The following is a 26,457-nucleotide window of genomic DNA, read 5'->3' as shown; positions in this document are numbered from 1 at the left end:
CGTCCGCCGCAGCCGAAAGTTTGGTTCAGGCCTTCGGCTGCGGCAGGTAGCGATTCTCGATGCTCAGCCCGCGGAACAGGGCTCCTAGCAATTGGCCGGTGAGCGCGTCCGGCGTGGTGGACAGCGCAGCAGTATCCGCGGTGAGGGTTCGTTCGTACGTGTCATCGTCATACGGCGGCACCGTGTCCTCGTCACCGTTCTCCAGGTGGTCGTAGGCGATCGCGCCTCGGATGCCGCTGAGGCGTACGCCGATGCCCCAGGGGCCGTCGTATTCGGCATAGCGCTGCGCGAGGTCGCCGGCGAGCCGCAGTGTGCCGTGTACGAGTCCGATCACCAGGGCCGGCAGGATCACGCGTTGCAGATCGGGCACGCTCGTATCCCCGAGCCGACGCCACTTCGGGGGCGCCATGGCAGTCGCACGGCCGCAGATCACTCCGATCTGTCCGTTCTCCGCGATCTTCACGACCAGCAACTGGTCCTCCCGGACCGAGCCGTCCTCGCGCACTCCGCTCTCGCTGACCATGCCATTGCTGCTGCGCCGCCACATCCCCTTACCGAGATCAGGGGAGAAGGACGGTCCACCGCGGGCGGTGATCGCGCGCTGGATCGCGGCGTTCAGCTCACCGGCCGCAGCCGTGCTGCTGACCTCGGCGAGCGCGTCCACCGCCGTGCCCGCCGGGTGGACGACGAGGACGAGACGCCCGTTCTTCCGTCCGGCGGCGTCCGGCGTGGGATCGGTCGTGGCGAGCCCATCCAGCAGCGACCTGACGTCCGCCGCAGTTGGAGGGGAGACGCGGACGGGCGCGCCGACGGCAACGCCGAACGCGGCCGGTCGTTCGGCGGAGTCGATCACGTCCGGCGTTGCGACGGCCTCGCCGGGCACCAGCTCGGCGAGCAGCTTGAACATCACCTGCGCCGAGGCTCGGGCGGCGAACTGCTTGTAACGGTCGTCCTTCTTGGTGTCGGCGTGATCCATCACGCCCTTGGCGACCAGCCACGGCAGGCGACGCTGTTGGGCGATGGTCGCGATCGTCGCGGCCTCCATTTCGATCGCGGTGATCTTCCGGACGCCCATCGCCTTCAGATCCGCCCACTGTTTGGAGTCGGAGATGACCGAGCTGCCGCTGGCCATCGGGGAGGCCATGACCCGGAACGGCAGTTGCTGCGGGCCGTCGACCTCCTCGTACAGCCGCTGTTGCACACGATCGGTCCCGGCAGTAGTCAGCGTCGGCCTGCCGGCCGCGTCGCGGACGATGAAGCCGTCTTTCTCGAGACGGTCCAGGCGCGGCTTCCAGGTCCCGGCCGGGAAGTAGGCTTCGCGTGCGGGATGGTTACGGGGCTGCTGCTCCCGGTGCAGCTGCTCCAAGACCCACAGCATCGCCTCCTCGTCGGTGGCGTCGCCGTAGCTGGACAAACCGGTGGGATCGAACTCCTGAGCGGCACGCAACCAGGCGACGTCCATCGAGAGTTGCCGGTGATCGCCTTGGAAGCCTGCCGGTGAGCGTTTGCCCTCATCCCACTCGTAGACCGGCTCACCGACCACGACGTCACCCAGTGCCGTCTCCTCAGGATTACCGGCGCACACCCCGGACATGGCCAGCGCTGCCGGACGCAGACGGTCAGCGATCGTCGCGGCGAACGTCCCCGTCACCCGGCCGCCCATCTGGGTCGGCCTCGCCAGCGCCACGGTGAACCGGCGTCCACCGGTGACGCGGTACACACCCCACAAATACGGCAAACCGTCCTGACTCCGAGGCTCCCACCGGGCTACGCCAGAACCGTCCGGGTCGGCGGCCAGCGCGGCGTCGCGAGCGGCCTCCAGCTCCTCCCGCAACGCCGCGATGATCAGCACATCGACGCGGTCTGCGGCTCCTCCGGATCCGTCAGCACCGCCAGCGTGCGACTCGCGGCCGGCCGAGGCGGCAGAGGCGACAGCGGCGACAGCGGGGGCAAGCACGTCACCGGATCCTTGTGTCGACGGCGCTGCCTGCCCCGGGTTGGGCGCTGTCGGCCGGGAATTGGGTTCCCAGAACTTCGGTCGCAGCTCCCAATACCTGTCCAGATTCTCGACCCGCCGGAACCTGCGAACCTCCCGGCCGATCGAGGCCTGCCAGGAGGCAGACCCGACACCCCCGAAACCAGTGGATCCCCACTGCTCCGTCACAAGGAGCGCACCGAGCCGATTGAGCACCTCCTGGTCCAGCGCCGACGTGAGGCCGAGTAGCTCCGCTGCGTCGGTAGCGGTCAGAACCGGCCGCAGATGAGGGTTGTCGGTCGGCGGGTCGAAATCGCGTTCCAGTTCGACCGCGTAGCGCACGATATCGAGGAAAAGACCAAGCTCGCGCTGTGCCCGTCCGGTCGCCGCGGCGCCCGCGATCGTCAGCCCGACCCGGGTTTCCGTACCGATAAACACGTTGCTGCCGTGGCCGACGCCGTAGAGGAGGCCTGGCGGCACCCGAGGAAGTAACTGTGCCGCGTCGAGGTCGTGCTCTCGGTTAAGCCGCTGATCGAGCTCGTGGAACGTGGGCCAGCGGCCATCGCGGACCAGGAAATCCCAGATCGCCGTCAGAGCGAGCTTCTGGGCATCGTCGACCGGCTCGGGCATCGTCACAACGCGATTGTCCGCCAGCGCGACCTGCGCCGGTAACCCACCCTCCACCACGCCATCGTAGAGGTCGTCAAGCGTGCGCTGGCCTCCCTCGCGGGCCTGCCGGCGCAGCGCCGACAGGTAGTGCTCCCGGAGGTCCTCGCCCATCGCTGGTTCCACCTCGGATAGCCAGGCCAGCGGTGGGCTCACATGGCCCACGCAGGCGCGGATGGCCGCTCCGGCCAGGTCGGGTCCCTGCTGAGCAGGCCGCTCACCAGGCGGTGCCGATCTTCGTCAGGCGGCCCGCACGGTCGCGCCGAACCAGTGCCGGGCCATGGGTTCCCGCCAGCGAGTGGCCTCGGGCTGGTCGGCGTGCAGGCGACGCACGACGTCCAGCAGCAGGTCCACGGCGGTCGCCTTGTCGGGCAGCCGGCGGATCAGGTGGCCGGTGTCGCGGATGCAGGCCGCCAGGCCGATCCGGTCGGCCTCCTTGCGCAGGTCGTAATCGGCCTTCAAGAGCAGGTCGAAACACCCGACGGGCAGCGGCACGCCGGGGCCCCGGCGTGCCGGGCGTTGGGGACAGGCGCGAGCGCGCCGCGGTGAGCGCCTCCCGGGCAATCATCCCGTGCGTCCGCCTCAGTGATGCGCCGCGAACCGCGGCTTGCCGCCCGCGCCGGCGCCGGTCGGCGTTTCGTCCAGCGACCTGTGGAGCGCCTCGTCGAGCACTCACGCCTCGGCGGCTTCCGGACATGCCGCAGTTCGGGTTCACCGTCCGACACCGGATACGTCGCCAGACTCCACGCGCCGCTGCAGGCCGATCAGACGCGCCCGTCGGGCTTGGTAATGACCAGCCACGCCATCGGCAGCGCAGTCGCGGAGTGACAAGCCGACATCCGGGCGGATCACTGATATCCCTGATACAGGCGTACTGATCAGCGCCTCCATGCCTCGGAAGAGGTCAGCCGATGGGCCGCGCATTCATATCCGTTCCGGCATTACCGATGCGGCCCGGCCCGAAGGATGTCGATGCTTTGCCTGCTCCCACCTGCTTCGATTTCGGCGAAGTCCGCAATGGGATGATTATTCCACGGCTGAAGGTGCATGCGAAGACACCTATGGTGTGGTTGATCGACTTTCTGTGTGGGCAGGTGCGCGTGCGCGTCAAATCGTTCCGCGTGAGGAACTTCCGGCGGTTGCGTAACGTCGGCATCGATCTAGATGTCGATACGACGGTGTTCGTCGGGGCGAACAACAGCGGGAAGACGTCCGCTGCGCAGGTTTTCCGATTGTTCCTGGGATCGGAGAAGGGGCGGTTCCAGCTCTACGATTTCACCGCTGACTGCTGGGCTGAGTTCGATGCGTTCGACCCGTCCGTCGATGACCCGGACGTGCGACTCCCCCAGATCGAGCTTGACATCTGGCTGGACCTTACCGGCGACGAAGTGAACCTGCATCGCGTGGTCGACTTCCTCCCGGACCTGGCTTGGGAGTCAGGACTAGTAGGTGTCCGGCTTGCATACCAGCCCAAGAACGCCAAGTCGCTCATCGAGAACTTCGTGGAGTGCCACGACAGGGCGCTGGCTACGGACCCTCCCGAGGGCTCGGTTTACGCGCCGTGGCCGCAGACCCTGACGGAGTACCTGACCCAGGAGCTGCAGCGCGAGTTTCAGATCACGTATGCGGTCCTCGACGCGTCTCGCTGCGACGAGCACGGTGAGCCTGTCGACGGCTACGTGCCGGATGTCTTCGGCGGCAGCGAGAGCGGCCTCGGCGTGAAGCTGGACGGGCTCATCTGCGTCGACTTTCTCGACGCTCAGCGTCACCTCGTCGATGGGGAGAGCCGTGGCCGTTCCGAGAACCTGTCACGCAAGCTGAGCGGCTTCTACGCTCGGCATCTTGAGCAGCATGAGCATGATCTCAAGGCTGCCGCCGCTATCGCCGACTCCGAGAGCCGCCTCAACGCCCACTATGAGAAGGCGTTCGAGCCGACGTTGGACAAGCTCGCCGATCTTGGCTATCCGGGCTTCGTCCATCCGCGCCTGATGGTGAAGGCCGCGTTGAATCCGCACACGATCCTCAGCAGCGGTGCCCGGGTGCACTACGCGCTGCCGGCTGCAGGCGACGGGCCCGCGAGTACGCCGGAGCGGACATTGCCCGACCAGTACAACGGCTTGGGGTTCAAGAACCTGATTTTCATGGTAGTCGAGGTGCTGGACTTCCATCACCGGTGGATCGACGCCGAGGGTGAGCGCCCGCCGATCCATCTGGTGTTCATCGAAGAGCCTGAGGCACATCTGCACGCGCAGCTGCAGCAGGTCTTCATCCGGAAGATCCGTGAGATCCTGCCGCCGGTGGATTCGGCGTTCACCACGCAGATGGTGGTGACGACCCATTCGGCGCACATCATTTACGAGAAGTCGTTCGAGCCGATCCGGTACTTCAAACGGGCCGGCGCGGACGGCAACGTGCACCATACCGACGTCAAGGACCTGATGACGTTTCAGGGCACGACTAGTGACGCGACCCGGCACTTCCTGCGGCAGTACCTCCGGCTGACGCATTGCGACCTGTTCTTCGCCGATGCGGCGATCCTGGTCGAGGGCAACGTCGAACGCCTCGTGCTGCCGCTGATCATCCAGCAGTCAGCGCCTGAGCTGCAGTCGAGTCATCTCACCATCCTCGAGGTTGGCGGGGCCTTCACGCACAAATTCCGCGAGCTGCTGGACTTCCTCGGACTTCCAGCGCTGGTCGTCACTGACATCGACAGTGTCCACGGGGCAGCCTCGAACACGAGTGAGCAGGACCCGGACGAAGAGGCGGACGGACGGAAAGCGTGCATGACCACCGTCGCAGGAGCCGTCACGAGCAACGAGACGCTGGCGACCTGGATCCCGGGCATCCGCGCCATCGACGAACTGCTCGATCTCGGCGAAGATGAGAAGTGCCCACCCACCCCCAGTGGCAGCCGTGGACATATCCGTATCGCGTACCAGACCCGTCAGACGGTGACGTGGGGCGGCGCCACAGCACACCCGGCCGGCCGGACCTTCGAAGAGGCGTTCGCGCTGCAGAATCTCGTCTGGTGCCAGGATCCCGCGCAGGCCGACCTCCGCCTGCGTGTTCCGAAAGCGGCGAGCATGACGCTGGACGAGCTCCATCAGAAGATCCACAACCGGGTCAGAGCCTTCGACAAGACTGACTTCGCGCTCGCACTCATCACCAAGAACCTCGATGACTGGCTCGGACCGCAGTACATCGTTGATGGCCTGCGGTGGCTGCGCCAGCGGGTTGTCGTCGACGCGTCTGCCGTCGTCACGTTGCCGGTGCTCGACCACGAGGTGGGCGAGTGACCGGCCGAGCTGGTGCTGCGGACACTGAGGCTGATCGGCAGATCCGCAAGGTGCTCGCGAAGCCCGGCAAGACGGGCTTCGTCGTCACCGCCGGGGCAGGTTCCGGGAAGACCACGTCGCTGGTCAAGGCACTGGCGCATGTAGCGGCGGACCGACGCGTGCAGCTGCGTTCCCGCACCCAGCAGATCGCGTGTATCACCTACACCGAAGGAGCCGCGGCCGAGATCCACGGCGATGTTCACGACGACCCACTGGTCCACGTGTCTACAATCCACAGCTTTCTGTGGGGCCTGATCGCACCGTTCCAGCGCGACATCGGCACCTGGGTCGAGGCGCGTATCGCCACAAAACTCGCCGAGATCGACGACGGCCTCGCGAGCGCCAGGACCCCGGCCAAACGGGACTCACTGAATAACGACCGTGCACGGTACGAACGACAACTTGCCGCGCTCAAGACCATCCGCACGTTCACCTACGGCGTCGGGCCCGACTACGGCCGAGGGCAGGTCGGTCACGCCGACATCCTGAAAATGGTCCCGCAGCTGCTCATCGAGCGACCATTACTGGCCAAGGTCGCCGCCACACGCTTCCCGTTCATCTTCGTCGACGAGAGCCAGGACACCGAGGCAGCCGTCGTCGCCGGGCTCACCCACGTCTACCGCACGGTGAATGGCGACTTCTGCCTCGGCTTCTTCGGCGACCCCATGCAGCAGATCTACCCCACAGGGATCGGCCGGATACCGGCCGAGCCGAACTGGACCCTTATCACCAAACCAGAGAACTTCCGCTCCTCCCGGCGCGTCCTCGAAGTCGTCAACCGCGTCCGCGCCGCAGCCGACGGCGACCAGCAACAGCACGGCCGCCCAGCCGAGCAGACCCCGGACGGACACGCCTACTTCTTCGTCCTTCCCGCAACCGCAGACCGCGTCGACAGCATGAACACCGTCCGCCGTTGGCTCGCGCTACGCACATCGAACGCCGACTGGCTCAGCAACGAGCCCGGGGGCGCGAAAATCCTTGTGCCGATGCACAAACTCGCGGCGCGCCGACTCGGGTTCCTCGGCTTGCACACCGCATTCCACCCGAAGAAGCCACCAGCGCTGGCCACGGCCTTCGTCGACGGCACAGCCTGGCCCATCACACCGTTCGCCAACGTCATCCTGCCGCTGTGCAACACCGGCAACGACGGCGCTGCACTGCGGATCCTGCGCAAACACAGCAGCCTGCTCCGCGACCTCACCGCAGAGAGCGTCGTACGCGCTCGGCTCGGAGCCGCCCGCGAGGCGATCGACGCGCTGCGCACCATCGTCGCGGCCGCTGGCCCGGGCTCGATCGGCCATGCCCTCAGAACGGCCCACAGCAACGGGCTGATCGACCCGGTCCCCCAACTGGCCTGCTACCTCGACCCGGAAGGACCGCACCGCGATCAGGTCATCAACGACAAGACCCGGGAGATCCTCGACGCGTTCATGGCCTGTGACGTCCGCGAGCTCGACGGCTACTTCCGCTATGTCAGCAGCCAGTCCCCGTACTCGACACAGCACGCCACCAAAGGTGCTGAATTTTCCCGCGTCGTCGTGCTCATTGACGACTCGGAAGGGCCGTTTCCGAGCTTCTCGTACGACAAGCTGCTCGGCATCACCGAACTGTCCGCCACGGACCGCGAGAACACCGCGAGCGGCAAAGACAACGCGGTCGACCGAACCCGGCGCCTGCTGTATGTCTGCGTCTCACGCGCCCGCGAGGAACTCGCCGTCGTCATCTACGCCGCCAACGTCGAGACGGCGATCCTCGCCCTCAAGTTCAACCAGCTGACCGACCAACCGCTGACGCTGAACGAAGTCCTCACCGACCTCGCCGTCACATCCACTCACAAGGCCTAACACCGCCCACCGACAGCGACTCAGCGGTGTCCGGACAAGTGACGGACCACACGATCGGGGGTCCCCCGTTCGGACGGCCCCTGTACTCGCCGCAGCCCACAGGAACTACATCCAAGGTCCGCTGTGGATGATTACGACACCTCGCCGACACGTACGCCCGTACTGTGATCACCAGGAGCCGGCCGAACCTCACCGGCCGCGTGCCAGCCCGCAGCCGTCGATAGACGACAGCTGGCGAAGGCCACACCGAATGGGACTATCTAACCTTCAGTGGTCGAAGCTATCCTCCACGTGATATTCAGTCGGGCCATTCCTCTGGGGGTGCGGAGTGCCGGACTGGCGTGACGAGGTCTGCACGGCGGTCGAACGCTGGATCGAGATGGTCGGCGGCGTTGCCGACGCGAAGCGAGGCGACCGGCAACGGCCGAAGATGATCGCGCTGGCTCGACGCGAGTCTGCAGCAGGCTGGTACGCCGTGGATGTCCGCGACCAGCGCATCGACCCGGACCAGATCGACGATCTGCGCCTAGCCGGTGCCTCGCGGCCAGGGCCTGGGGAGGGGTTCACGCCGCTCGAGATGGTGCAGGACGGTCGCCTGTTGCGGGTGCGGGTGGCGGAGTTTGTCGACCTGCATGAGGCGTACCTGTGGCAGAGCCTCCGCCCGGAGGGCTTCCTGGTCATCCAACTGCGCGAGGGTTTACGCGCCATCGGAGACTCCGGTCTGGTGCACGATCTGGCCGCCGGCCGGCTGACCCCGAAACCAGGGACAGTCCGCCCGGTGCACGGCTTCTCCCCGGCGCAGTGCGAGGCATACACCGCGTGCTTGAATCCCGGGGTCCGGCTGGTGTGGGGGCCACCGGGTACCGGCAAGACCCGCGTGCTCAGCGAAGCGATCAACACCCTCGTCCGGGCCGGCAAACGGGTCCTGCTCGTCTCGTCGACGAACATCGCCGTCGACAACGCCCTTGCCGGGGTGCTGCGCCACCGCGGGCACGCCCCGGGAGACCTGGTCCGGGTCGGCACTGCCCACTTGGCCGAGATCGCCACCAACCCACAGGTGTCGCTCGCCCATCTCGTGCGCGGCCGGCTCGCCGCGGTTGATCAGCACCGCGAGGAACTCAGCCGGCAACTGGTGTCACTGCGCGACGACGGCGACCGGCTTGCCGCCGAGGAGGAGGCACTCGCCGGGTTCGACCCACAGGCCGATGCCCGCGCACGAGCCCTAATCGCAGCGACCGACCGGATTCACCGGCTCGCCGAGCAGGTCCACACCGCCGCCGGCGAACGCGATGCCCACCAGCAGGCGCTGCACCGATCGCGGGACGAACTCGCCGAGGCGCAGGCGGCGTGGGCACAGACCGCCGGCAGCCGCACCGCCCTGGCCGGTATCGCCGAGCTGCATCGCCAGGTCACCGATGCCCAGCAGGCCGCGGACCGGGTTGCCGTCGATGCCCTCGCAACCCGCGCCGACGCTGACCGGCTGGAAGAGACGCTGCGCGAACTGGACGCCGGTCCCCGCCTGGCCCGGTGGCGGAACCGCCACTCGATCACCCGATCGCAAGCAGCCGCTCTGGCCCAGCGGGAGAACGCAGACCGGGCCGAGCGCGCCGTTCAGGAGCATCGCTCGTTGCTGGAACGCTTCCGCCGCGACACCGCGAATCAGGTCGCCATCCTGCGGGCCCGGGTCGCGTTCACGGAACAAGAGATTGCCCGGCGGCTGACTGCAATGCAGGAGGCCCAGAAAGCTCACGCCGATGCAACGCGGCGGGCCGCCGAGGCCGACAGCCATCACCGGAGCCTGCACGACGCCCTCGTCGCGGCCGAGGCCGGCCCACGCGCCACCGACCACGACCGGACCGCGGTCCGTCAGGCCAACGAGGCCGAGTTGCCCGGCCGGTACCAGCGAATGCTACGCCTGCGGGAGCAGGCAGCCTCGCAGGCGCCGCGGAAGGCCCAGTTGGAACAGCAGTACGCGAAGGCGCAGGAAGAGTTCGACCGGCTGCGCCGCGGGGCCGAACACGTGGTGATCTCCAAAGCGAAGGTGGTCGCAGCCACCCTGGCCCGGATGCGCCTGACCAGTGCCGTGCTCGACGGGCCGTACGACGTGGTGCTGGTCGACGAGGTCGGCGCCGCGACGGTGCCGGAAGTCCTGCTGGCAGTGTCCCGGGCCGGCACCACGGCCGTACTGCTCGGCGACTTCCTCCAACTCGGTGCCGTCATCCCCAGCGGCCTCGACCGCAGCGAAGACCCTGCCGTGCAGCACTGGCTGCGCCGCGACATCTTCGCGGTGTGCGGCATCACGACGGCGGCCGAGGCCCGCGCACACCCTGGCTGCACCACTCTCACGATCCAGCACCGATTCGGCCCTGACGTGATGGGCCTGGCCAACGCCATCGCCTACAACGGCCTACTCGAACCCGGACAGGACGTCCGGGCCCATGCCCCCGACGATGCGGAGATCGTCCTGATCGACACCGACGGCGCGGACGACGTCGCCCGCGTGCGAGCCACCAGCCGAACGAGCGGGTGGTGGCCCGTCGGCGCGCTGCTGGCCCGGGTCCTGGCCGACTACCACCACAATCGCAGCGAGAACGTCGGCGTGGTCACCCCCTACCGCGACCAGGCCGCAGCGACCCTGGAGGCGTTCCGCGACCACGAGTCCGGCCAGGGCAACATGACCGAGGTCGGCACCGTTCACCGCTTCCAGGGACGCGAGTTCGACGTGGTGGTGTTCGACCTCGTCGAGGACCACACCGACCGACGCTGGATGGCCCAGGCCCGCGCCGACCGGGCCGGCTTCCCCCGCGAGGGCCTCCGGCTGTTCACCGTGGCGATCACCCGCACCAAGACCCGGCTGTACCTGATCGGCAGCCGTGCCCGCATCGAGCAAGCCGCCCCCGGTACGCCCCTCGGACACATCGCCGCCGGGCTGGGCACCACTGTCCGCACTGTCAAGGCGCACCAGTTGATCGCCGGGATCGCCGCGCCACAGGACGCGCGCCGCGAGGCGGTGCTCGGGCCGGTCGGCGTCGACCTCGCCGAGATCCTCGCCCAGCATGTGCGTGTCGCCGACATTCACGACGAACGGCAGTTCTATGACACGTTCGCCGACCACCTGCGCACTGCGCAGCACTCGATCTGGATGTGGGCGCCCTGGACCGCCGGCCGGATCCTTTCGGTCCTGCCCGTCTTCGCCGACGCGGTCGCGCGCGGTGTCACCGTCGTGGTATTCGTCCGCGATCCCAGCGACACCGGCCAGAAGAGTCCCGCCGCGCAGCAGTACGTGCAACAACTCCGGCAGGTGGTCAGCACCGTCGTCGAGGTCCATACCCTGCACCAAAAGATCGTCGTCATCGACGAGCGGCTCGTGCTGCTGGGCAGCCTCAACGCCCTGTCGCAGGGCAACAGCCGCGAGGTCATGCTCGTCATGCATGGCGCATGCTTCGCCCGGAAGCTGCTGCATCACGAACGAGCGCAGACGTTCGCCAAACCACCGGTATGCGGCAGGTGCGGCAGCACGAAGATCGACCTGCGTCGTACGCAGAAGAAGGACTGGTACTGGCGCTGCTACGCGCCGAAGCCCCAGCCCCGACCGGACGGCAGACCGGATCCCTGCGGCTGGACCAGTCACGTCGACGCTGGAAACCGTCGCGGTGGAGCGGCTTCCGATAGCCGCGTCCGATAGCGCGATTCCCGGAGTGCGTGGGCCGCATGGCCCGATCCGCTGCCCGAACGTCCGGACAGCGCGGGCCGAATGCGCACAAATCCTGGTGGAACGAGGCATCGCCGCGGGATTGCCGATACCTTGGCGCGGCATGGGGCAACGTGGCGGGGAGTGGGATGGTGCGCGTGCGGATCGCCGGTCTGCCACAGCGCCTGCCGCGCCGCGTCCGGTGCTGCACGCAGTCGGGCCGCAGGCGGTGTGGGTGCCGCCAGGACAGATCCTCGACGTTGCCGGTCACAGAATCCCGGGCGGGATGTTCTACACCGGTCGTGGGCTGCATGACGCACACGGCGGGACCGAGCCGGCGCTGATCGACCCCGGTCTGCCCATCGACCCGGCGCGACCCGACTGGGACGGCGGCAGCCTGCCGTACTGGCCGTCCTACACCCAGATCCTGCCGGGCGCACGAGCGGCGTACCTGGCGTGGCTCGCCGACGGACGCCGGTACGCGCAGGCCCCCATCGGGTACGTCTTCCTCTACTTCTACGGCCTCGAACGCCGTGTCCTGAGCGACCTGCAGCATGACGGAACCGTCCGCTACGAGCTTGCGACGATCGCCGCCGAGGTGCGCCGGCTGCTCGGGGTCTACGGCGAGAACCGGTCGTTCCGCACGTACGCCACCGACTTCCTCGCCGTGCTCGACCTCATCGGCGACGGCAGCGGCACCGTCGCCGTTCCCGACGAGCCGCCCCCAGCGGCCGGGGATTGCTGGTCGCCGCCGATTACGCTGCGCCTCGGCCTCGGCTGCTTCGCCCGCGACGGTGAACCCGTTCCCGTGGAGTGGGCCCGTACCTGGGCCTGGTTCCATCCGGCGATCTACGCCCGCACGCCCCAGGAGCGCTGCCCCGACGAGTTTCGGGAGCTGTTCGCGATCCGCTACGCGCAACGGTTCGGCGACGGCATCGCCATCAGCTCCGGCAGCCGGCAGCTGACCGTCGGGTACCGCCCCGCAAGCGCCGGCATCGGTGACATGACCTTGCGCATGCAGGTCCCGGACGTGCTCGAGGAGCCCGCCGTGTCGGCCCGTCTCCGCGACCTCGTCGGCTCCGTCACCGACGACCTCGACGCCTACAGCCGGTGGGTCGGCCGCCACCCCGACAAGCGCGGATCGCTGGCCGAGGCCGCGCTGCTGCCCATGGAACTCCTAGCGGGCCGGACCGGTCAGGTCGATCCGCTGCGCCGCTGGTGCGAGGAGAACCTCGAACGCGGGCTGGTCGACGCCACCGACCTCATACGGTTCTGGGAAACGGCGACACCGCACAAGGCGACGAAAGCCGAGTCCGTCGGTCTCGTGCAGTTGCTCGGCCGACTCGGGTTCGGCATCGAGCCGGACGTTCGCATGGGTGGCGCACCGCTCAGTGCAGGCCCAGCCGTGCTGTTCCAGTGCGGTCCGGACGCGCCCACCTCCGCCCGGCCGCCCTACCTGGCGGTCACGCTGCTGCTGCATCTGGCCGTCGCGGTGGGTCTGGCCGACGGTGAGGTCAGCGCGGTCGAGCAGGAGCACCTCGTCGGGCATGTCCGGCATGCGTTCCAGTTGACCGCCGCGGAGATGGACCGGCTCGCAGCGCACATCCGCTGGCTGACCGCGACCGGCGTCAAGCTGACCGGGCTGAAGCGGCGGCTGGCCGGACTGACCACAGCGGCCAAACGCGACATCGCCGACTTCGCGGTGTCGGTCGCCGCGGTCGACGGGGTCGTCTCCCCCGCCGAGGTCACCACGCTCACAAAGATCTATAAACTGCTCGACCTCGACGGTGGCGACGTGTTCGGGCGCCTCCACGATGCGGTGAGCGGGCCGGTCGTCGTCCGTGAGCGCGTGACCGTCGACGACGAATACCGGCTGCCGCCGCGACCGGCCGGGCAGCCGGCCCGCGCCGGATTCGCGCTCGACGATGCTGCGATCGCCGCTAAGCTGGCCGACACGGCAAGCGTGTCCGCCCTGCTCGCAACCATCTTCGTCGATGACGATCCGCAGGCCGACGCAGTACCCGCCGCAACGCCACAGCCGGCGGCGGAGCCAGTCGTCGTCGGGCTCGACGCGGCGCACAGCCGCATGGTCCGCTTGCTGGCGGCGAAGCCGTCGTGGAGCCGGCCCGAGTTCGATCGGCTTGCCGCCGGCTGCGGGCTGCTGCCGGCAGGCGCGCTCGACGTGCTCAACGAGGCCGCGCTCGACCGGCTCGGTGACACCGTCGTCGACGGCGACGAAACGCTCCACGTGAACACCGAGATCCTCGAAGGACTGCTGGGATGACCATCAACGCCGGGCACAGCTCCCGCATCCGTCCCAAGGACCGCGACGCGGTCATCCAAGCGCTGCGGGCCGGTGTCGTGCCGCGAACGGGCCAGCACCACATCCAAGTCGGGCGGGCCGCCGAGGTGCAGGCGCTCGTCGCCGACATCGACCGGATCGCCGACGGTGGAGCCGGGAGCCGATTCGTCATCGGCGACTACGGCTCCGGCAAGACGTTCTTCCTGCAACTCGTCCGCTCCATCGCGCTGGAGAAGCGGCTCGTCACCGTCCACGCCGACCTGTCGCCGGACCGGCGGCTGCACGCCACTGGCGGGCAGGCCCGGGCCTTGTACGCAGAGCTCATGCGCAACATGGCGACCCGGGCCAAGCCCGATGGCGGCGCCCTCGCCAACGTCGTCGAGCGGTTCGTGTCGCAGGTGCTGACGAGCGCGCGGGATGCCGGGGAGAGCCCGCACGTCGTCATCCGGCGCCGTCTCACCGAACTCTCCGAGCTCACCGGCGGCTACGACTTCGCCGAGGTCGTCGCGAAGTACTGGGAAGGTCACGACCAGGAGAACGACCAGCTCAAGGCGGACGCCGTGCGATGGCTGCGAGGTGAGTTCACAACCCGATCCGACGCCCGCAACGCACTCGGGGTCCGCACCATCGTCGACGACTCGACGTTCTACGACCACCTGAAGTTGCTGGCCCGGTTCGTCCGCATGGCCGGGTTCGACGGGCTGCTCGTCTGCCTCGACGAGATGGTGAACCTCTACAAGCTGCACAACGCGCAGGCCCGCAACGCCAACTACGAGCAGATCCTGCGCATCGTCAACGACAGCCTCCAAGGCAGCGCCGCCAGCCTCGGATTCGTCTTCGGCGGTACCCCCGACTTCCTCATGGACACCAGGCGCGGCCTGTACTCGTACTCGGCCCTCCAGTCGCGGCTCGTCGAGAACGCCTTCGCGGGTGACGGGCGAGTCGACCACTCCGGCCCGGTGATCCGCCTGGCGAACCTCTCACCGGAGGACTTCTACGTCCTGCTGATGAAACTGCGGCACGTGTGGGCTGGCGGCGACGCGACGGCGTACCTCGTCCCGGACGCCGCCATCGAGGCGTTCATGGCGCACTGTGCCGGCCGGATCGGCGACGCGTACTTCCGCACGCCACGCACGACGATCCGCAGCTTCCTCGACCTGCTCGCCATCCTCGACCAGCATCAGGACCTCGACTGGCGAGCGCTCGTCGACGCCACCGAGATCGAGCCGGACCCCGACCCCGACCTCGCCGCCCTGCCTGGAACGGAACCGGCAGCAGACGACGACCTCGCGTCGTTCCGGCTCTGAACCGTGACCGGCCCCGGGCCGCACCGCAGCTCGACACAGTTCGGGCAGCTGCACCCCGCCGTGCAGCGCTGGGTGTACGACCAGGGCTGGCGCGGGTTGCGCGACATACAGGAGCAGGCGGTCAGCCCGATCCTCGCCGGCGACCGCGACGTCATCCTTGCCTCGGCGACGGCCAGCGGCAAAACCGAGGCCGCATGGCTGCCGATCGCCTCGGCGCTCCTCGCCGGCCCCGACCGGCCCGGCGTCGCGGCCGTCTACGTCGGACCGCTGAAGGCATTGATCAACGATCAGCATGAGCGGCTCACGGCGCTGTTCGGCGACCACCACGTCGCCGTGCACCGCTGGCACGGCGATGTTCCCCAGTCACAGAAGCAGCTGGTCCTGCGATCGCCGTCCGGGGTGCTGCTGATCACGCCGGAGTCGCTGGAGGCGCTGTTCGTGCTGCACGGCGGGCGGATCGCCGCCCTGTTCACCGGGCTGCGGTACGTCGTCGTCGACGAGCTGCACTCGTTCGTCGGCACCGAACGCGGCGCACAGCTCCAGTCGCTGCTCCACCGCCTCGAACTCGTCGTGCGCCGGGCCGTGCCCAGAGTCGGGCTGTCCGCCACACTCGGCGACTTCACCGCCGCCGCCGACTTCCTACGCCCCGGACACGGCCAGGCCGTCGCCGTCATCGAAGGCGCCGACGACGGCCGCGAGATCCGCCTCCAACTACGCGGATACGTCGCCCCGCAACCGAACGGCGATGAGGACCCGCCACACGAGACGGCCATCGCGCAGCACCTGTTCGAGACGCTACGCGGCAGCGACAACCTCGTCTTCGCCAACAGCCGGGCGGCGGTCGAGCACTACACCGACCGGCTCACCCGCATCTGCGAGCGGCTTGGAGTACCGAACGAGTTCCTGCCGCACCACGGCAACCTGGCCAAGGACATCCGCGAGCACGTCGAAGCACGGCTCAAGGACGGCTCGGCGCCGGCGACGGCGGTGTGCACGTCAACCCTGGAAATGGGCATCGACATCGGCTCTGTCGACTCGATCGCGCAGATCGGGCCGCCACACCACGTGGCGGCGCTGCGCCAGCGCCTCGGCCGCTCCGGCCGGCGCGGCCACCAACCCGCGGTGCTACGGCTGTACATCACCGAACACGCTCTCAACGGGCAGTCATCGCCCATCGACGCCCTACGGGTTGCGCTGTTCCAGACCGCCGCGGTCGTCGGCCTGCTCCTCACCCGCTGGTACGAGCCACCGGACCGGGACAACCTCCACCTGTCCACGCTCATCCAGCAGATCCTGTCCATCGCCGCGCAGCGCGGCGGCGCGCGCCCGGCGGAACTGTTCGAAGCGCTCTGCGGACACGGGCCATTCGCCCGAGTCGACCAGGCGACGTTCGCCCTCATCCTGCGCGCCATGGGCGCGGCCGATCTGCTCGTCCAGGACCACGGAGGGCTGCTGCTCGCCGGTGGCACGGGCGACCGGCTGATCAACCACTACACGTTCTACGCCGCGTTCCGCACCGTCGATGAGTACCGCCTCATCGCGGACGGCCGCACCCTCGGCACACTCCCGGTGGACCACCCGATCGCTCCCGGAATGCTGCTGATCTTCGGCGGACGCCGCTGGGAGGTCACCGGCGTAGACGGACGGCAGAAGGTCATCGACCTGCGCCCCTCCGCCGGCGGGCGAGTACCACCGTTCGTCAGCAGCGGCCGCGCGGTCGCCGACGCGGTACGGCGGCGGATGCTGGAGCTGTACCGGAGCGGGAGCCCGCCGCGCTACCTCGACGCGGCCGCCCGCACACTGTTCGACGAGGGCCGCGACGCTTACCGGCGGTTCCGGCTCGATGAGCAGCCGATCCTCGGACTGGGCCGCGACACGCTGCTGCTCCCCTGGCGCGGTGACAAGGTCATGGGCACGCTGGCGCTCGCCCTGACCGGCCGCGGGCTCAGCGTCGGGCTGGAAGGACCGGCCCTGTCCGTCCACGGCGCCGACCCGGCCGAACTCCGGGCCCACCTCGCCGCCCTCGCCGCAGCAGGCCCACCCTCGGCGATCGACCTCGCCACGACCGCGGGTGACCGCATCATCGACAAATACGACGAGTACCTCAGCGACGACCTCGCCGTCCTGGCCCACGCGGCCCGGTCCATCGACGTGCCGGCGGCCTGGGACACGATTCGCGCACTCGCCGCCACGGCGCCGGCCGTCCCGAATCTCGTCCTACCTGCCCTCGCCCCCGCCTCGGCAGCCGGCACACCAGCCGTGCTCGGCCGCACCCCGTTCGCCGTCGTCGACATTGAGACCACCGGGTTCGCCGCCCACCACCACGACCGCATCGTCGAGATCGCCGTCGTCCGGCTCGACCCGGCCGGCAAGGTCACGGACCACTGGACGACATTGGTCAATCCCGGCCGAGACGCAGGGCCAACCCACACCCACGGCCTGACCGACGAAGACCTCCGATCCGCTCCCCACTTCGCCGCGATCGCCCGGTCCCTCGCCGACCGCCTCGACGGGCACATCCTGGTAGCCCACAACGCCCGCTTCGACATCGGGTTCCTCGAAGCCGAATACCGCCGCCTCGGCCTGGAGCCCCTCCCTCGCCCGGCGGTCTGCACCATCGAACTCGCAGACCGGCTCGGCACCGGCGCGTCACGGCGGCTCGCCGACTGCTGCGCTGCCGCGAACATCCCACTCGACAACGCCCACACTGCCCACGGCGACGCGACCGCGACAGCCGCGTTATTCCGGCACCTGCTGCGGCAGCTGGCGCCCGCCGACCTGACCGAGCTCGGATGCCGGCCGACCACGCTCCCACCGTCGTGGCTCCGCGACTACAACGGCAACCTCACCGCGACTACACCACGACCCGCGCTACCCCGATCCGCAGGGCCGGTCCCCACCCCGCCCGCCACCTCCTCCGCAGGGATCGCCGCCCGCGCCGCCGCGGCCGCCACAGGTGACCATCGCGGCGACGCGTACCTCGACGTCCTCGACCGGGTCCTCCGCGACGGCGTCCTCACCAGCGACGAACGCGCCCACCTGGCCGAGATCGCCCGTTCCTGGGGCCTCGACACCGCCGATATCGATCGCTTCAACGCGCGATACCTCGCCGAACTCAGCGCCGCCGCACCGCATGACCCCGCAACCGTCACTCTCCTGACCCAACTGACCGACGCGCTCACCAGCCCTCTTCAAACCGACGCGACCGAGGCGGCTGAGCCCTCGCCAGGACACACAGCCCACGAGTAAACGCGTGGGGGTGCCGCACGAACGGGCCAGTTCCCCTCGCTGCAGACGGCGACGGCCTGGTACGCCACCGCGCGAGTCGCGGGCGCGGCACGCGCGTTCGGTGGACGTGATCGCTTGGATCGCCTACGGAAGAACGTTCGGGTTCTCGCCTCCGCTGCGCGACATAGCATCCGCCCCGCGGCTCTACTGCTGGGCTCTGCCGGTCATGATTTGCCGCCGACCTGCACCAGCTCGTATGAGACTGCGACGTCAGGGCAGCAGTCTGCTCTGCTCCTCACGGATAATCTCCGCCTCGTCAACCGCGGAGATATCGACGGACGAGTATGAGGTGTCGACCGCGGCCGCGTCGGCGTGTTTCGCCTCGGACTCATGGGCGTAGGCACGGAACAGGCCCCGCTTCATCTCCAGCATGTGCAGGATGCGCTCGTCTACGGAGTCCTTGGCCAGCAGCCGATGGACGCGGACCATCCGGGGCTGCCCCATGCGGTAGCTGCGCATGATGGCTTGATCCTCGGTGCTCGGCTTCAGCTGCGGTTCGGTGATCACGACGACCGACGCGGCTTGGAGGTTCAGACCGACGCCGGCCGCTTCGATCTGGCCGATGAGGACCGCGTGGCCCGGTTGCCGGCGGAATCCGTCGACGACCTGCTGCCGCCGGCTCGTCGGGGTGCTGCCGGTCAGCTCGAACCGAGGTGACGTGATGAGTGTGTGGCCGACGCGATCGAGGACGTCACGGAAGTAGGAGAAGACGATGACCTTCCAGCCGTTCGCCGCCGACTCGTCGACGATCTCCTTGAGACGCTCAAGTTTTGCCGTGAGCGTGTCGGTGCCGATGAGGTAGGCGGCGCGCCGCATACCGGCGAATTGGCGATGGCGGACGGCTTCAATGTACTGCTCGCGTTCGGCCGGGCCGAGGTCGACCCAGTCATCCACGTCCAGCCGTTCCGGCAGTTCCTTGAGCACGTCCTCCTGGTTGCGACGCAGATAGACCTCGGCGACCTTCGTGCGAAACGTGCGCGCGCTCAGCACCTGGTTTCCTGCTACGAGCCGGGCGGCGAGCCCTGCATCGACATACTCGACGAGGCTTCGGAACTCCTCGACGCGGTTCTCCATCGGGGTGCCGGTCATCAGCAGTACCCGCGACGCAGTGCGGGCCAGCGCCGCCACAGCCTGCGAGCGCTGAGCCGACCGGTTCTTGATCAGATGTGCTTCGTCGACGATGAGCAGGTCGAGCCGGAGACCGGCGGGAAACGTCAGTAGCCGCAGCGTCGGCAAGGTGGTGATCGCGACACCGCCCGTCTCCGTCCACGCAGTGAGGGCGCCTTGGCGGTTATCACCGTGGGCTTTGTAGGCGGTCAGTGCGCTGTGTTCATCGATCTCCTGCATCCAGTTGTACAGGACGCTGGCCGGACAGACGACGAGAAGGTGCTGTCGGCCGCGCGCGGCGAGGTGCGCCATGACAGCGATTGCTTCGATCGTCTTGCCCAGGCCCATCTCGTCTCCGAGGATGACCCGTCGCCGGTCGATCGCGTACTGGGCGCCGAACACCTGGTAGTTCCGTAGCCGGACTCGCAAGAGGCTGGTGTCGAGGTCGACGCGGCGGGCGTCTTCCTCGATTCGACGCGGGACGAAACCGGCCGTGGCATGCGACTCGGTTACCGGCACGCCGCGGGCCTCGGCCAGTAGGGACTGGTAGAGGGCCGCGGCTCTGACATAGTCGGCCCAGAGGGTTGTCGACGACGTGGTGGCGGCCTTGTCGACGGCCTTGTCGATGTCCCGCAGCGCCGCTCCGACTACGACAGCGTCGACGCTCTTGAGAATGCCGTGAAGCTCGGACAGGGCCTGCTGCGCTCGGCGCCTGCTCGCGGGCAGCGCGAAGAAGCGATGCATCACTCGACCAGCCGAAGACGCCGCGGGCAGCAGATCATCCAGCGCGGCCGTAAGGTTGGCCGCCCGCTCGACCGTCGCCGCGTGCACACGAATGACCGTGGCCAGTGCATGTAGGCGGCGGAGCAGTTCGACGTGGCTCGCGGGCGCTTCGTCAGCGTCGAAGCGGACCACGGTGTCGTGCTCGACCGTTGCGGCGGCGCTCTGCGCGGCGGAACGAATCGCTTCAACGGTTGACGCACCAATGCCGGGGATCTGCTGCAGTGCCGCAGCCGAAGACTCCAGGATTGCGAGGACACTGCCAAAGCCGTACTGCGAAAGCTTCGCGATGTTACGGATGCCCTTACCGGATTCTGACCGCAATGATTCGGCGGGCATTGCAGCGAGCTGTTCGGCGATCAGCCGCGATCGGAGCCGATCGTGCTCGACACGCACATCGTGCTGCCCGACATTGACGGCATTGCGGAGGGTACCTGCCTGTTGGGCGAGAGCCCGGGCGTCGTCGAGGAGAGCCCTGGCGACAGCGAAAGGCATGGTGGCGGGCGGAGCCCCATCCTGAGCTGTCATCGTCGAGCCGGACGAGACGGCGCGAACGAGCGCAACGCTTCGACCTCCACCACACCTCCAAAGCTTTCGGTAGCGGGAAGCCTACCCAGTGCATCCATCTTGAGGAAAGTTGCTGATCTATCTCCCCCAGCCGGATTATGTCGAGCGGTACACCTGGGGCTGATCTTGGGATTGCCAGCGGCTCCGCGGTGCCGGCGCCGGCCGCAGGCCATCGTCAGGCACACGAGCAGTTGGGCGATCGACCGATGAGGGCGCCGCACGCAAGCCGAGCCCCGACGACAGCGCGCCACCATCGACGGAAAGAAACGAAGCAGGCACTTCTGGTAATATCGATGTACCCTGAAACAAGCTGGTCGGCCGCTGCGGAGGTGGCATGGACATCGGGCCGGTACTGCGCAGCCTCGCAACGTCCGCCAGATTGCCCGTCAAATCAACCGCTTCCGACGCCATGCGCGTGCATGTACAGGCCAAGCAGACTGCGGCCGACACTGCGGGCACTCCGTACATGAAGGCCCCGACGCCCGTCCCGGTCGATGCCGAGCTGCAAACCAGTCCCGGCGACGTTCTTCGCGAGCTCGGCGTCGCGACGACGTTCCTTACTCGATCCCGATTCCTGTCGATCGCGCAGCATTGGGCGCACGTCAGGTACTGCTCCACGCTGCGGGCCGGACGTGGGAGACTCCTGGCCCTCACCCGGTCCGCCGCCCGGGAGGTCGTCTACCACCACAAGGTCGCCCAGTCCGAGCAGCTCGGCATCGGACTAGCGCTGATCGTCGCCCGAGCCGTGCTGCACAAACGGCACCCCGGTTGGACATTCCAGGCCGTGGACGCCGATGTCGCCCTGCGGCACGGCTACATCGACGATGTCACGGGCGAGGTTCGCAACGAGCCCGGCACCAAGAAGCGACCTGACTACTTCCTCGTCGGACGCCGCACGGATGGCAAGCGCACCGACGTCCGCATCGTCGTGCTCGAGTGCAAGGGCAGCCACGGCGGCATGCGCGACATCTACAAGCAACTGGCTGACGCATGCCTACAGGTCCAGACCGTTGCCATCGGCGACCATCCGCTGTACGGCTTGATGGTCGCCTCGCGCCTGGCCTACACCGGCGTCCACTCCTACGTCTTTGATCCACCGGGTGATGACGAGTTGTGGTCCGGGCCCAGCCGGGAATTCGACGAGCTCATGAACCAGACCCCTGAGGAGTTCTCCTGGCGCTCCGGGCAACTGTCGCCGACGGCCCCACAAGCCGAGCAGCCGCCGGATTCGGCCTCCACTCCGCCCTCCAGGGCGACCGCACCATCGCACGGCTCGTCGGGACCGATCGGGGCGGCCGCGCCGTACGTCATACCGGATGACCGACGCACCTGGCTCGCGCAGGTTCTCAGCCGGACAACGGCCGCATCGGTCCTGCTCTTCGCCGGCGACAGCTCCACGGCCGCTGGGTACACGACGGCTCGGCAGCGTGACCACAACCCGGGCATGCTGCCGCTCGAGGAGCCGTGGCCGGACACGATCAGCGGTCAGCTGCGCATCCCGACCGGGCCAGTTCTCAACGGCACGTCCTACCTCATGCCGTTAAGCGGCGGCAGGACGCTGGTGATGTTCCGCGGTATCGAGCGCCGCCTCCACCATGCTCTCAAGGAGGGAAACCTCCAGCGCTATCTCCGCGACGCCGGCCGGCTACACCGCTGGTGGAGAGCTCACCCGCAACGACCACGCGAACTGCTCTCCGTCGGCACCGACGGCACTGCGCTGCTCGCCCGGGTGGTCAATGAACGCGTCCGACCGCAATCGAGCGGAAGCCGCCGCACCGGCCGTCGCCCCAGCCAGTAGGCGCCTACCAGCACGCCCGGCGCCCAGCGCGCATGCACCGCCGCCTGTCCCTATCAGTCAGTCTCGCGGTGCACGAGCAGTAGTCGTGCGACCAGCATCGTCAAGCCTGAGAACACACCGGCCGGGCGACTGGCGCCCCAGTTACTGGCATCCGGGACCCGACCGCCACGAGCGGCAACCGTCAAGGCATATCACCCGATCGAGGGTTCCTCTCTTCGTGTGCACTTTCATTGTGGCCACGGCCACCCAGCAGTCCCATGAAAGAGGAGCCAGCCGTGCGAGTCGTAAAGATCATGGACGACGGAGGGTGTCATGGCAGACATCGACGCGATCGTGAAGGATCCGGCCACCGGGCTGTTCGGGTTCCGGCTCGAACTCGGCCGCGACCGCAATGGGACACGGCTGCAGGCCCGACGCACCGGGTTCACCGCCGAACAGGCCGCCATAGCCGAATACCGGCGCCTGAGCCGACAGCGCGACGCGCAGCGGCCCCGGCCACGGCTGTCCGACACCGTGCAGGCCCTGTGCGACGACTGGCTGGCATCCCGAACCCAGGAACTGCAACCCAACACCGTCTACAACTACAGTCGCCTACTCAACCTCATCTACCCGCACCTCGGCCGGATCCGCGCCTCCCGCCTCAGCGCCCGGATGACCGAACATGCTTACCAGCACCTCGAGACCGCCGGCTTATCCCGCACCACCCTACGAACCCTCCACCTCGTTCTCGCCAAAGCCTTCTTCGAACAGACCGGTCGCACCCTCGGCGCCCGCAAGCCACGCGAGACCGACAACCTCCGACCGGTCTGGACTATTGCCGAAGCGCGGACCTTCCTCGCGTACACCACCGGCGACCGGCTCCACCCGCTCTGGCGACTTCTGCTCACCACCGGCCTACGCCGCGGCGAACTCTGCGGCCTGCAATGGCGCGACCTCGAACCCGACCTCGCCGCACTGACCGTCCGCCGGCAACGCGTCGTGGAAGACCCCGACAGCCGCGTCCGCGAGAAGCCACCCAAGTCCCACAACGGCACTCGCACCCTAATCCTTGACCCGGCCACCCTCACCACGCTGACCACCATCCGACCAACGACAAAGGCGGCGCTCGTCTCCGGCCACATGTTCCTCGGCCGCCGTGGGCAACCCCTCCGGCCGGACAACCTCAGCAACCGGTTCAACCAGCTCGCCCGTGCCGCCCACGTCCGCCCGATCGGACCGCACCAGATCCGCCACCTCCTCGCCTCGAACCTCCTCGACCTTGGCTACGGCATCCCTGAATTCGCCGAACGACTCGGCCACGATCCAGCGACCCTCATGCGCTACTACACCCGGATCAACGCCCGCCGCCGCCGACAAGCCGCCCACGACCTCGCCAAACTCATCACACCAACAGCAAGCGATTGACCTCGCCAACCCCGAGCACCGCACCGTAAGCGGGCCACGTCACAGACCCCTTTACTCGGCGGGTTTATGCTTACAGCGACCTGGGAGAACGTTGCTGAGCACGTCGCTGGGGCCTCCGACGACCCTGGGGGTCAAGGGGTCGTGGGTTCAAATCCCGCTGTCCCGACAGAGGAAAGGCCAGCTCAGCTGGCCTTTTTTGTCGGCGCAACTCGATGCACTGATCACCGCGCGACACGAGTTTTAGCCCGTACGGGCGTACTGTTAGCCGCCACGGAACGGCCTGACCTGCGACTCGACCACCACGCCGACGCGCAGCGCTCGACCCGCCCCAAAACACCGTTGAGCTGCAGTTTCACGGTCACGACGACCAGCACGCCGCTCAGCGGCCCCAAACTCGCCCCGTTCCACAGGGGCAATGAGCGAGGTCCACTTTGGACGATCACGACACATCGCCGACACGTATACCCGTACTGTGATCACCAGAAACAGGCCAGACCGCACGGCCTAAGCGCCAGCACAAGATCCACGGTCACTCTTGGAAATCGTCGGTGTCCACACAAGGTCGACCCACGCACTTGATCATGGCTTCCGCATTTGCCGAATACAGCGCACCCGATCTTGCTCGAGACGCTGCAGCCGCTTCGCGGCCGTCCGTGTTGTGCGGGCGTGGTCAATGTGCGGATTGCCGCCGGTCGCGTGCGATCGTGACCGGTTGGCCGGTGTGTCGGGCCGTTGGACTAGTCGAGCGGCAGGCGGACAATCAGCCACTGCTGCCAAGGTTCCCGGTGCGTCGACCACAGGATTGGCGGCGTCGGATCGTCGACTGAACCGTGAGGCTCGACCGCGGGTACCTTCGTGTCCGTCCTCGCATCAAGGGCGTACTCCGACTGGTTCGCCTGAACGAGAAAGGCAACGCGGTCGTCGGTGGGTTTGATCTTCCACTGCTGGCTGTCGCGCCGCTGATCGTTCTCCAGCCAGACCCAACTCCCGTCTCCGGTTTTGGGAGCAGCGTCCGTGGTGAGCACCATGCCACCGTGCTCAGATACGATCCTGACCGTTTCGCCGCGAGCGCGCTTGATCCGCCACTGCTGCCATGGCGCGGCATGTGGTGTCCAGAGCACGGGTCTCGTTCCATGCCTGGGGTCGGTGGTTGCATCGAGCGCCAAGCCCCACCTGCGGTCGATCAACAGACAGGGGCCTCCGAAGATGGTCCGGTCCGTAAAACGTCTTCTGATCGACTCGGCGGTAATTGGGGGAAGATCAATCCTGACCAGACCAAACAGTGTGATTGAAATTCCACCGTTCGACATGGTTCCTCCCTGACGACGTCCGGACCGGTGTCAGCCAGGCTAGTTGGAACAGACCTTGGGGACCTTCGGCTACTCCGGTGGCAAGGTCAACCAGAGCAATAGTCAAGACTTGTGGATGAGAAATCTTGATCAGGCGGCTGCGGCCTCGGTCGTGACGAGTTCGGTGGCGGGCCGTTCGACGAGTTTGCCGCGCTCGAAGCGGGCGCCGGCGCGGACCAGAGCGACCAGGTGCGGTGCGTTGACGGCCCGCCACCGGTGTTGGGCGGCTTCGATCAGCTTGAACGCCATCGCGAGGCCGGCCGCCTTCGAGCCCGGCCCTTTGGTGACCTTGGTGCGGTGCCGGACGGTGGCGAACGTCGACTCGATCGGGTTGGTGGTGCGCAGGTGCACCCAGTGCTCGGCGGGAAAGTCGTAGAACGCGAGGAGTTCGTCCAGGTCGTCGACGACCTTGGCGACCGCCTTGCCGAACTTCGCGCCGTAGGCGAGCTTGAACGCGGCCACCGCCCGGCGGGCGTGGTCGCGGTCCTCGGCGTTCCAGATCTCGGCCAGGGCCTTCTTCGCCCCGGGATGCGCCGATTTCGGTAGCGCCGCGAGGACATTGGCGATCTTGTGGAACCAGCAGCGCTGCTCGCGGGTGTCCGGGAACACCTCACGCAGCGCGTTCCAGAACCCGAGCGCCCCGTCGCCGACGGCCAGGACCGGCGCGCGCATGCCGCGGCGCTTACAGTCGCGCAGCAGGTCCGCCCAGGAGCCGGCCGACTCGCGGTAGCCCTCGGCGAGCGCGACGAGTTCCTTGCGACCGTCGACGCGCACCCCGACCATGACCAGCAGGCACAGTTTCGCCTCGTCCAGGCGCACGTTCAGGTGCACGCCATCCGCCCAGAGGTAGACGTAGTCGACGGTGGACAGGTCCCGATCGCTGAACGCGTGGGCCTCGTCCTGCCACTGGACGGTCAGCCGGGTGATCACCGACGCGGACAGCCCCGAACTGGTGCCGAGGAACTGCTGCAACGCCGGCGTGAAGTCCTGCGACGAGAGCCCGTGCAGGTAGAGCAGCGGCAGCACCTCGTTGATCTGCGGGGA

General features: G+C 68.0%; 13 protein-coding genes. 8 read left to right on the top strand and 5 right to left on the bottom strand.

The features are described from left to right. Positions 1-25: 25 nt before the first annotated feature. Together ACGFI8_RS45220 and ACGFI8_RS45215 are read right to left on the bottom strand one after the other, a co-directional pair. A complete protein-coding gene (locus ACGFI8_RS45220) occupies positions 26-2,755 on the bottom strand; it encodes a hypothetical protein (RefSeq protein WP_392814603.1) in 2,730 nt (909 codons plus the stop codon). Positions 2,756-2,881: 126 nt separating this feature from the next. Beyond that, positions 2,882-3,136: a hypothetical protein gene (locus tag ACGFI8_RS45215; RefSeq protein WP_392814601.1), complete on the bottom strand. Its 255-nt coding sequence runs from the start codon at positions 3,134-3,136 to the stop codon at positions 2,882-2,884. Positions 3,137-3,552: 416 nt separating this feature from the next. Between ACGFI8_RS45215 and ACGFI8_RS45210 the strand changes: the two genes are divergently transcribed. The 6 genes from ACGFI8_RS45210 (at position 3,553) to ACGFI8_RS45185 (ending at position 18,369) form a co-directional block, all read left to right on the top strand. Next, on the top strand, positions 3,553-5,937 hold the full coding sequence (locus tag ACGFI8_RS45210) for an ATP-dependent endonuclease (protein ID WP_392814598.1): 2,385 nt from the start codon (positions 3,553-3,555) through the stop codon (positions 5,935-5,937). Next, positions 5,934-7,820 (top strand): UvrD-helicase domain-containing protein, encoded by a 1,887-nt coding sequence (locus ACGFI8_RS45205; RefSeq protein WP_392814595.1) that lies wholly within the window; start codon positions 5,934-5,936, stop codon positions 7,818-7,820. The genes ACGFI8_RS45210 and ACGFI8_RS45205 overlap by 4 nt, the downstream gene beginning before the upstream one ends. 328 nt (positions 7,821-8,148) lie before the next feature. Next, the gene (locus ACGFI8_RS45200) at positions 8,149-11,505 is read left to right on the top strand and encodes an AAA domain-containing protein (RefSeq protein ID WP_392814592.1); all 3,357 of its coding nucleotides are present in this window, start codon (positions 8,149-8,151) and stop codon (positions 11,503-11,505) included. A 130-nt stretch (positions 11,506-11,635) separates the two neighbouring features. Then, the gene (locus tag ACGFI8_RS45195; RefSeq protein ID WP_392814589.1) at positions 11,636-13,795 is read left to right on the top strand and encodes a TerB N-terminal domain-containing protein; all 2,160 of its coding nucleotides are present in this window, start codon (positions 11,636-11,638) and stop codon (positions 13,793-13,795) included. Beyond that, entirely contained in the window at positions 13,792-15,120 is a 1,329-nt protein-coding gene (locus ACGFI8_RS45190; RefSeq protein ID WP_392814586.1) for an ATP-binding protein, read from the top strand. The genes ACGFI8_RS45195 and ACGFI8_RS45190 overlap by 4 nt, the downstream gene beginning before the upstream one ends. Before the next feature lie 3 nt (positions 15,121-15,123). Then, positions 15,124-18,369 (top strand): DEAD/DEAH box helicase, encoded by a 3,246-nt coding sequence (locus tag ACGFI8_RS45185; RefSeq protein ID WP_392814583.1) that lies wholly within the window; start codon positions 15,124-15,126, stop codon positions 18,367-18,369. Between the two features lie 249 nt (positions 18,370-18,618). On the opposite strand, the gene ACGFI8_RS45180 is transcribed toward ACGFI8_RS45185, so the two are convergent. Beyond that, entirely contained in the window at positions 18,619-20,790 is a 2,172-nt protein-coding gene (locus ACGFI8_RS45180; RefSeq protein ID WP_392814580.1) for a DEAD/DEAH box helicase, read from the bottom strand. A gap of 406 nt (positions 20,791-21,196) precedes the next feature. Here ACGFI8_RS45180 and ACGFI8_RS45175 point away from each other — a divergent pair, with 406 nt between their 5' ends. Together ACGFI8_RS45175 and ACGFI8_RS45170 are read left to right on the top strand one after the other, a co-directional pair. After that, positions 21,197-22,660, top strand: a complete 1,464-nt coding sequence (locus ACGFI8_RS45175; protein WP_392814577.1) for a hypothetical protein — start codon at positions 21,197-21,199, stop codon at positions 22,658-22,660. A gap of 312 nt (positions 22,661-22,972) precedes the next feature. Next, complete coding sequence (locus ACGFI8_RS45170; RefSeq protein WP_392814575.1) at positions 22,973-24,064, top strand: tyrosine-type recombinase/integrase; 1,092 nt, start codon at positions 22,973-22,975, stop codon at positions 24,062-24,064. A gap of 737 nt (positions 24,065-24,801) precedes the next feature. Here ACGFI8_RS45170 and ACGFI8_RS45165 read toward each other — a convergent pair. Together ACGFI8_RS45165 and ACGFI8_RS45160 are read right to left on the bottom strand one after the other, a co-directional pair. Continuing rightward, the gene (locus ACGFI8_RS45165; RefSeq protein ID WP_392814573.1) at positions 24,802-25,374 is read right to left on the bottom strand and encodes an RICIN domain-containing protein; all 573 of its coding nucleotides are present in this window, start codon (positions 25,372-25,374) and stop codon (positions 24,802-24,804) included. A 129-nt stretch (positions 25,375-25,503) separates the two neighbouring features. Beyond that, positions 25,504-26,457, bottom strand: a 954-nt coding sequence (locus ACGFI8_RS45160; RefSeq protein WP_392814570.1) for an IS256 family transposase, incomplete at its 5' end; no start/stop codon positions are given.

The organism is Dactylosporangium sp. NPDC048998 (genome assembly GCF_043197855.1).
Classification (GTDB): domain Bacteria; phylum Actinomycetota; class Actinomycetes; order Mycobacteriales; family Micromonosporaceae; genus Dactylosporangium.
This window is presented reverse-complemented; position numbering and strand designations above follow the sequence as displayed.

Bases quoted from the DNA above. Each gene is read 5' to 3' on its own strand.
- ACGFI8_RS45190 (WP_392814586.1), top strand. From the start codon at position 13,792: ATGACCATCAACGCCGGGCACAGCTCCCGCATCCGTCCCAAGGACCGC.
- ACGFI8_RS45165 (WP_392814573.1), bottom strand. From the start codon at position 25,374: ATGTCGAACGGTGGAATTTCAATCACACTGTTTGGTCTGGTCAGGATT.
- ACGFI8_RS45210 (WP_392814598.1), top strand. From the start codon at position 3,553: ATGGGCCGCGCATTCATATCCGTTCCGGCATTACCGATGCGGCCCGGC.
- ACGFI8_RS45195 (WP_392814589.1), top strand. From the start codon at position 11,636: ATGGGGCAACGTGGCGGGGAGTGGGATGGTGCGCGTGCGGATCGCCGG.
- ACGFI8_RS45220 (WP_392814603.1), bottom strand. From the start codon at position 2,755: ATGGGCGAGGACCTCCGGGAGCACTACCTGTCGGCGCTGCGCCGGCAG.
- ACGFI8_RS45180 (WP_392814580.1), bottom strand. From the start codon at position 20,790: ATGCCTTTCGCTGTCGCCAGGGCTCTCCTCGACGACGCCCGGGCTCTC.
- ACGFI8_RS45175 (WP_392814577.1), top strand. From the start codon at position 21,197: ATGGACATCGGGCCGGTACTGCGCAGCCTCGCAACGTCCGCCAGATTG.
- ACGFI8_RS45170 (WP_392814575.1), top strand. From the start codon at position 22,973: ATGGCAGACATCGACGCGATCGTGAAGGATCCGGCCACCGGGCTGTTC.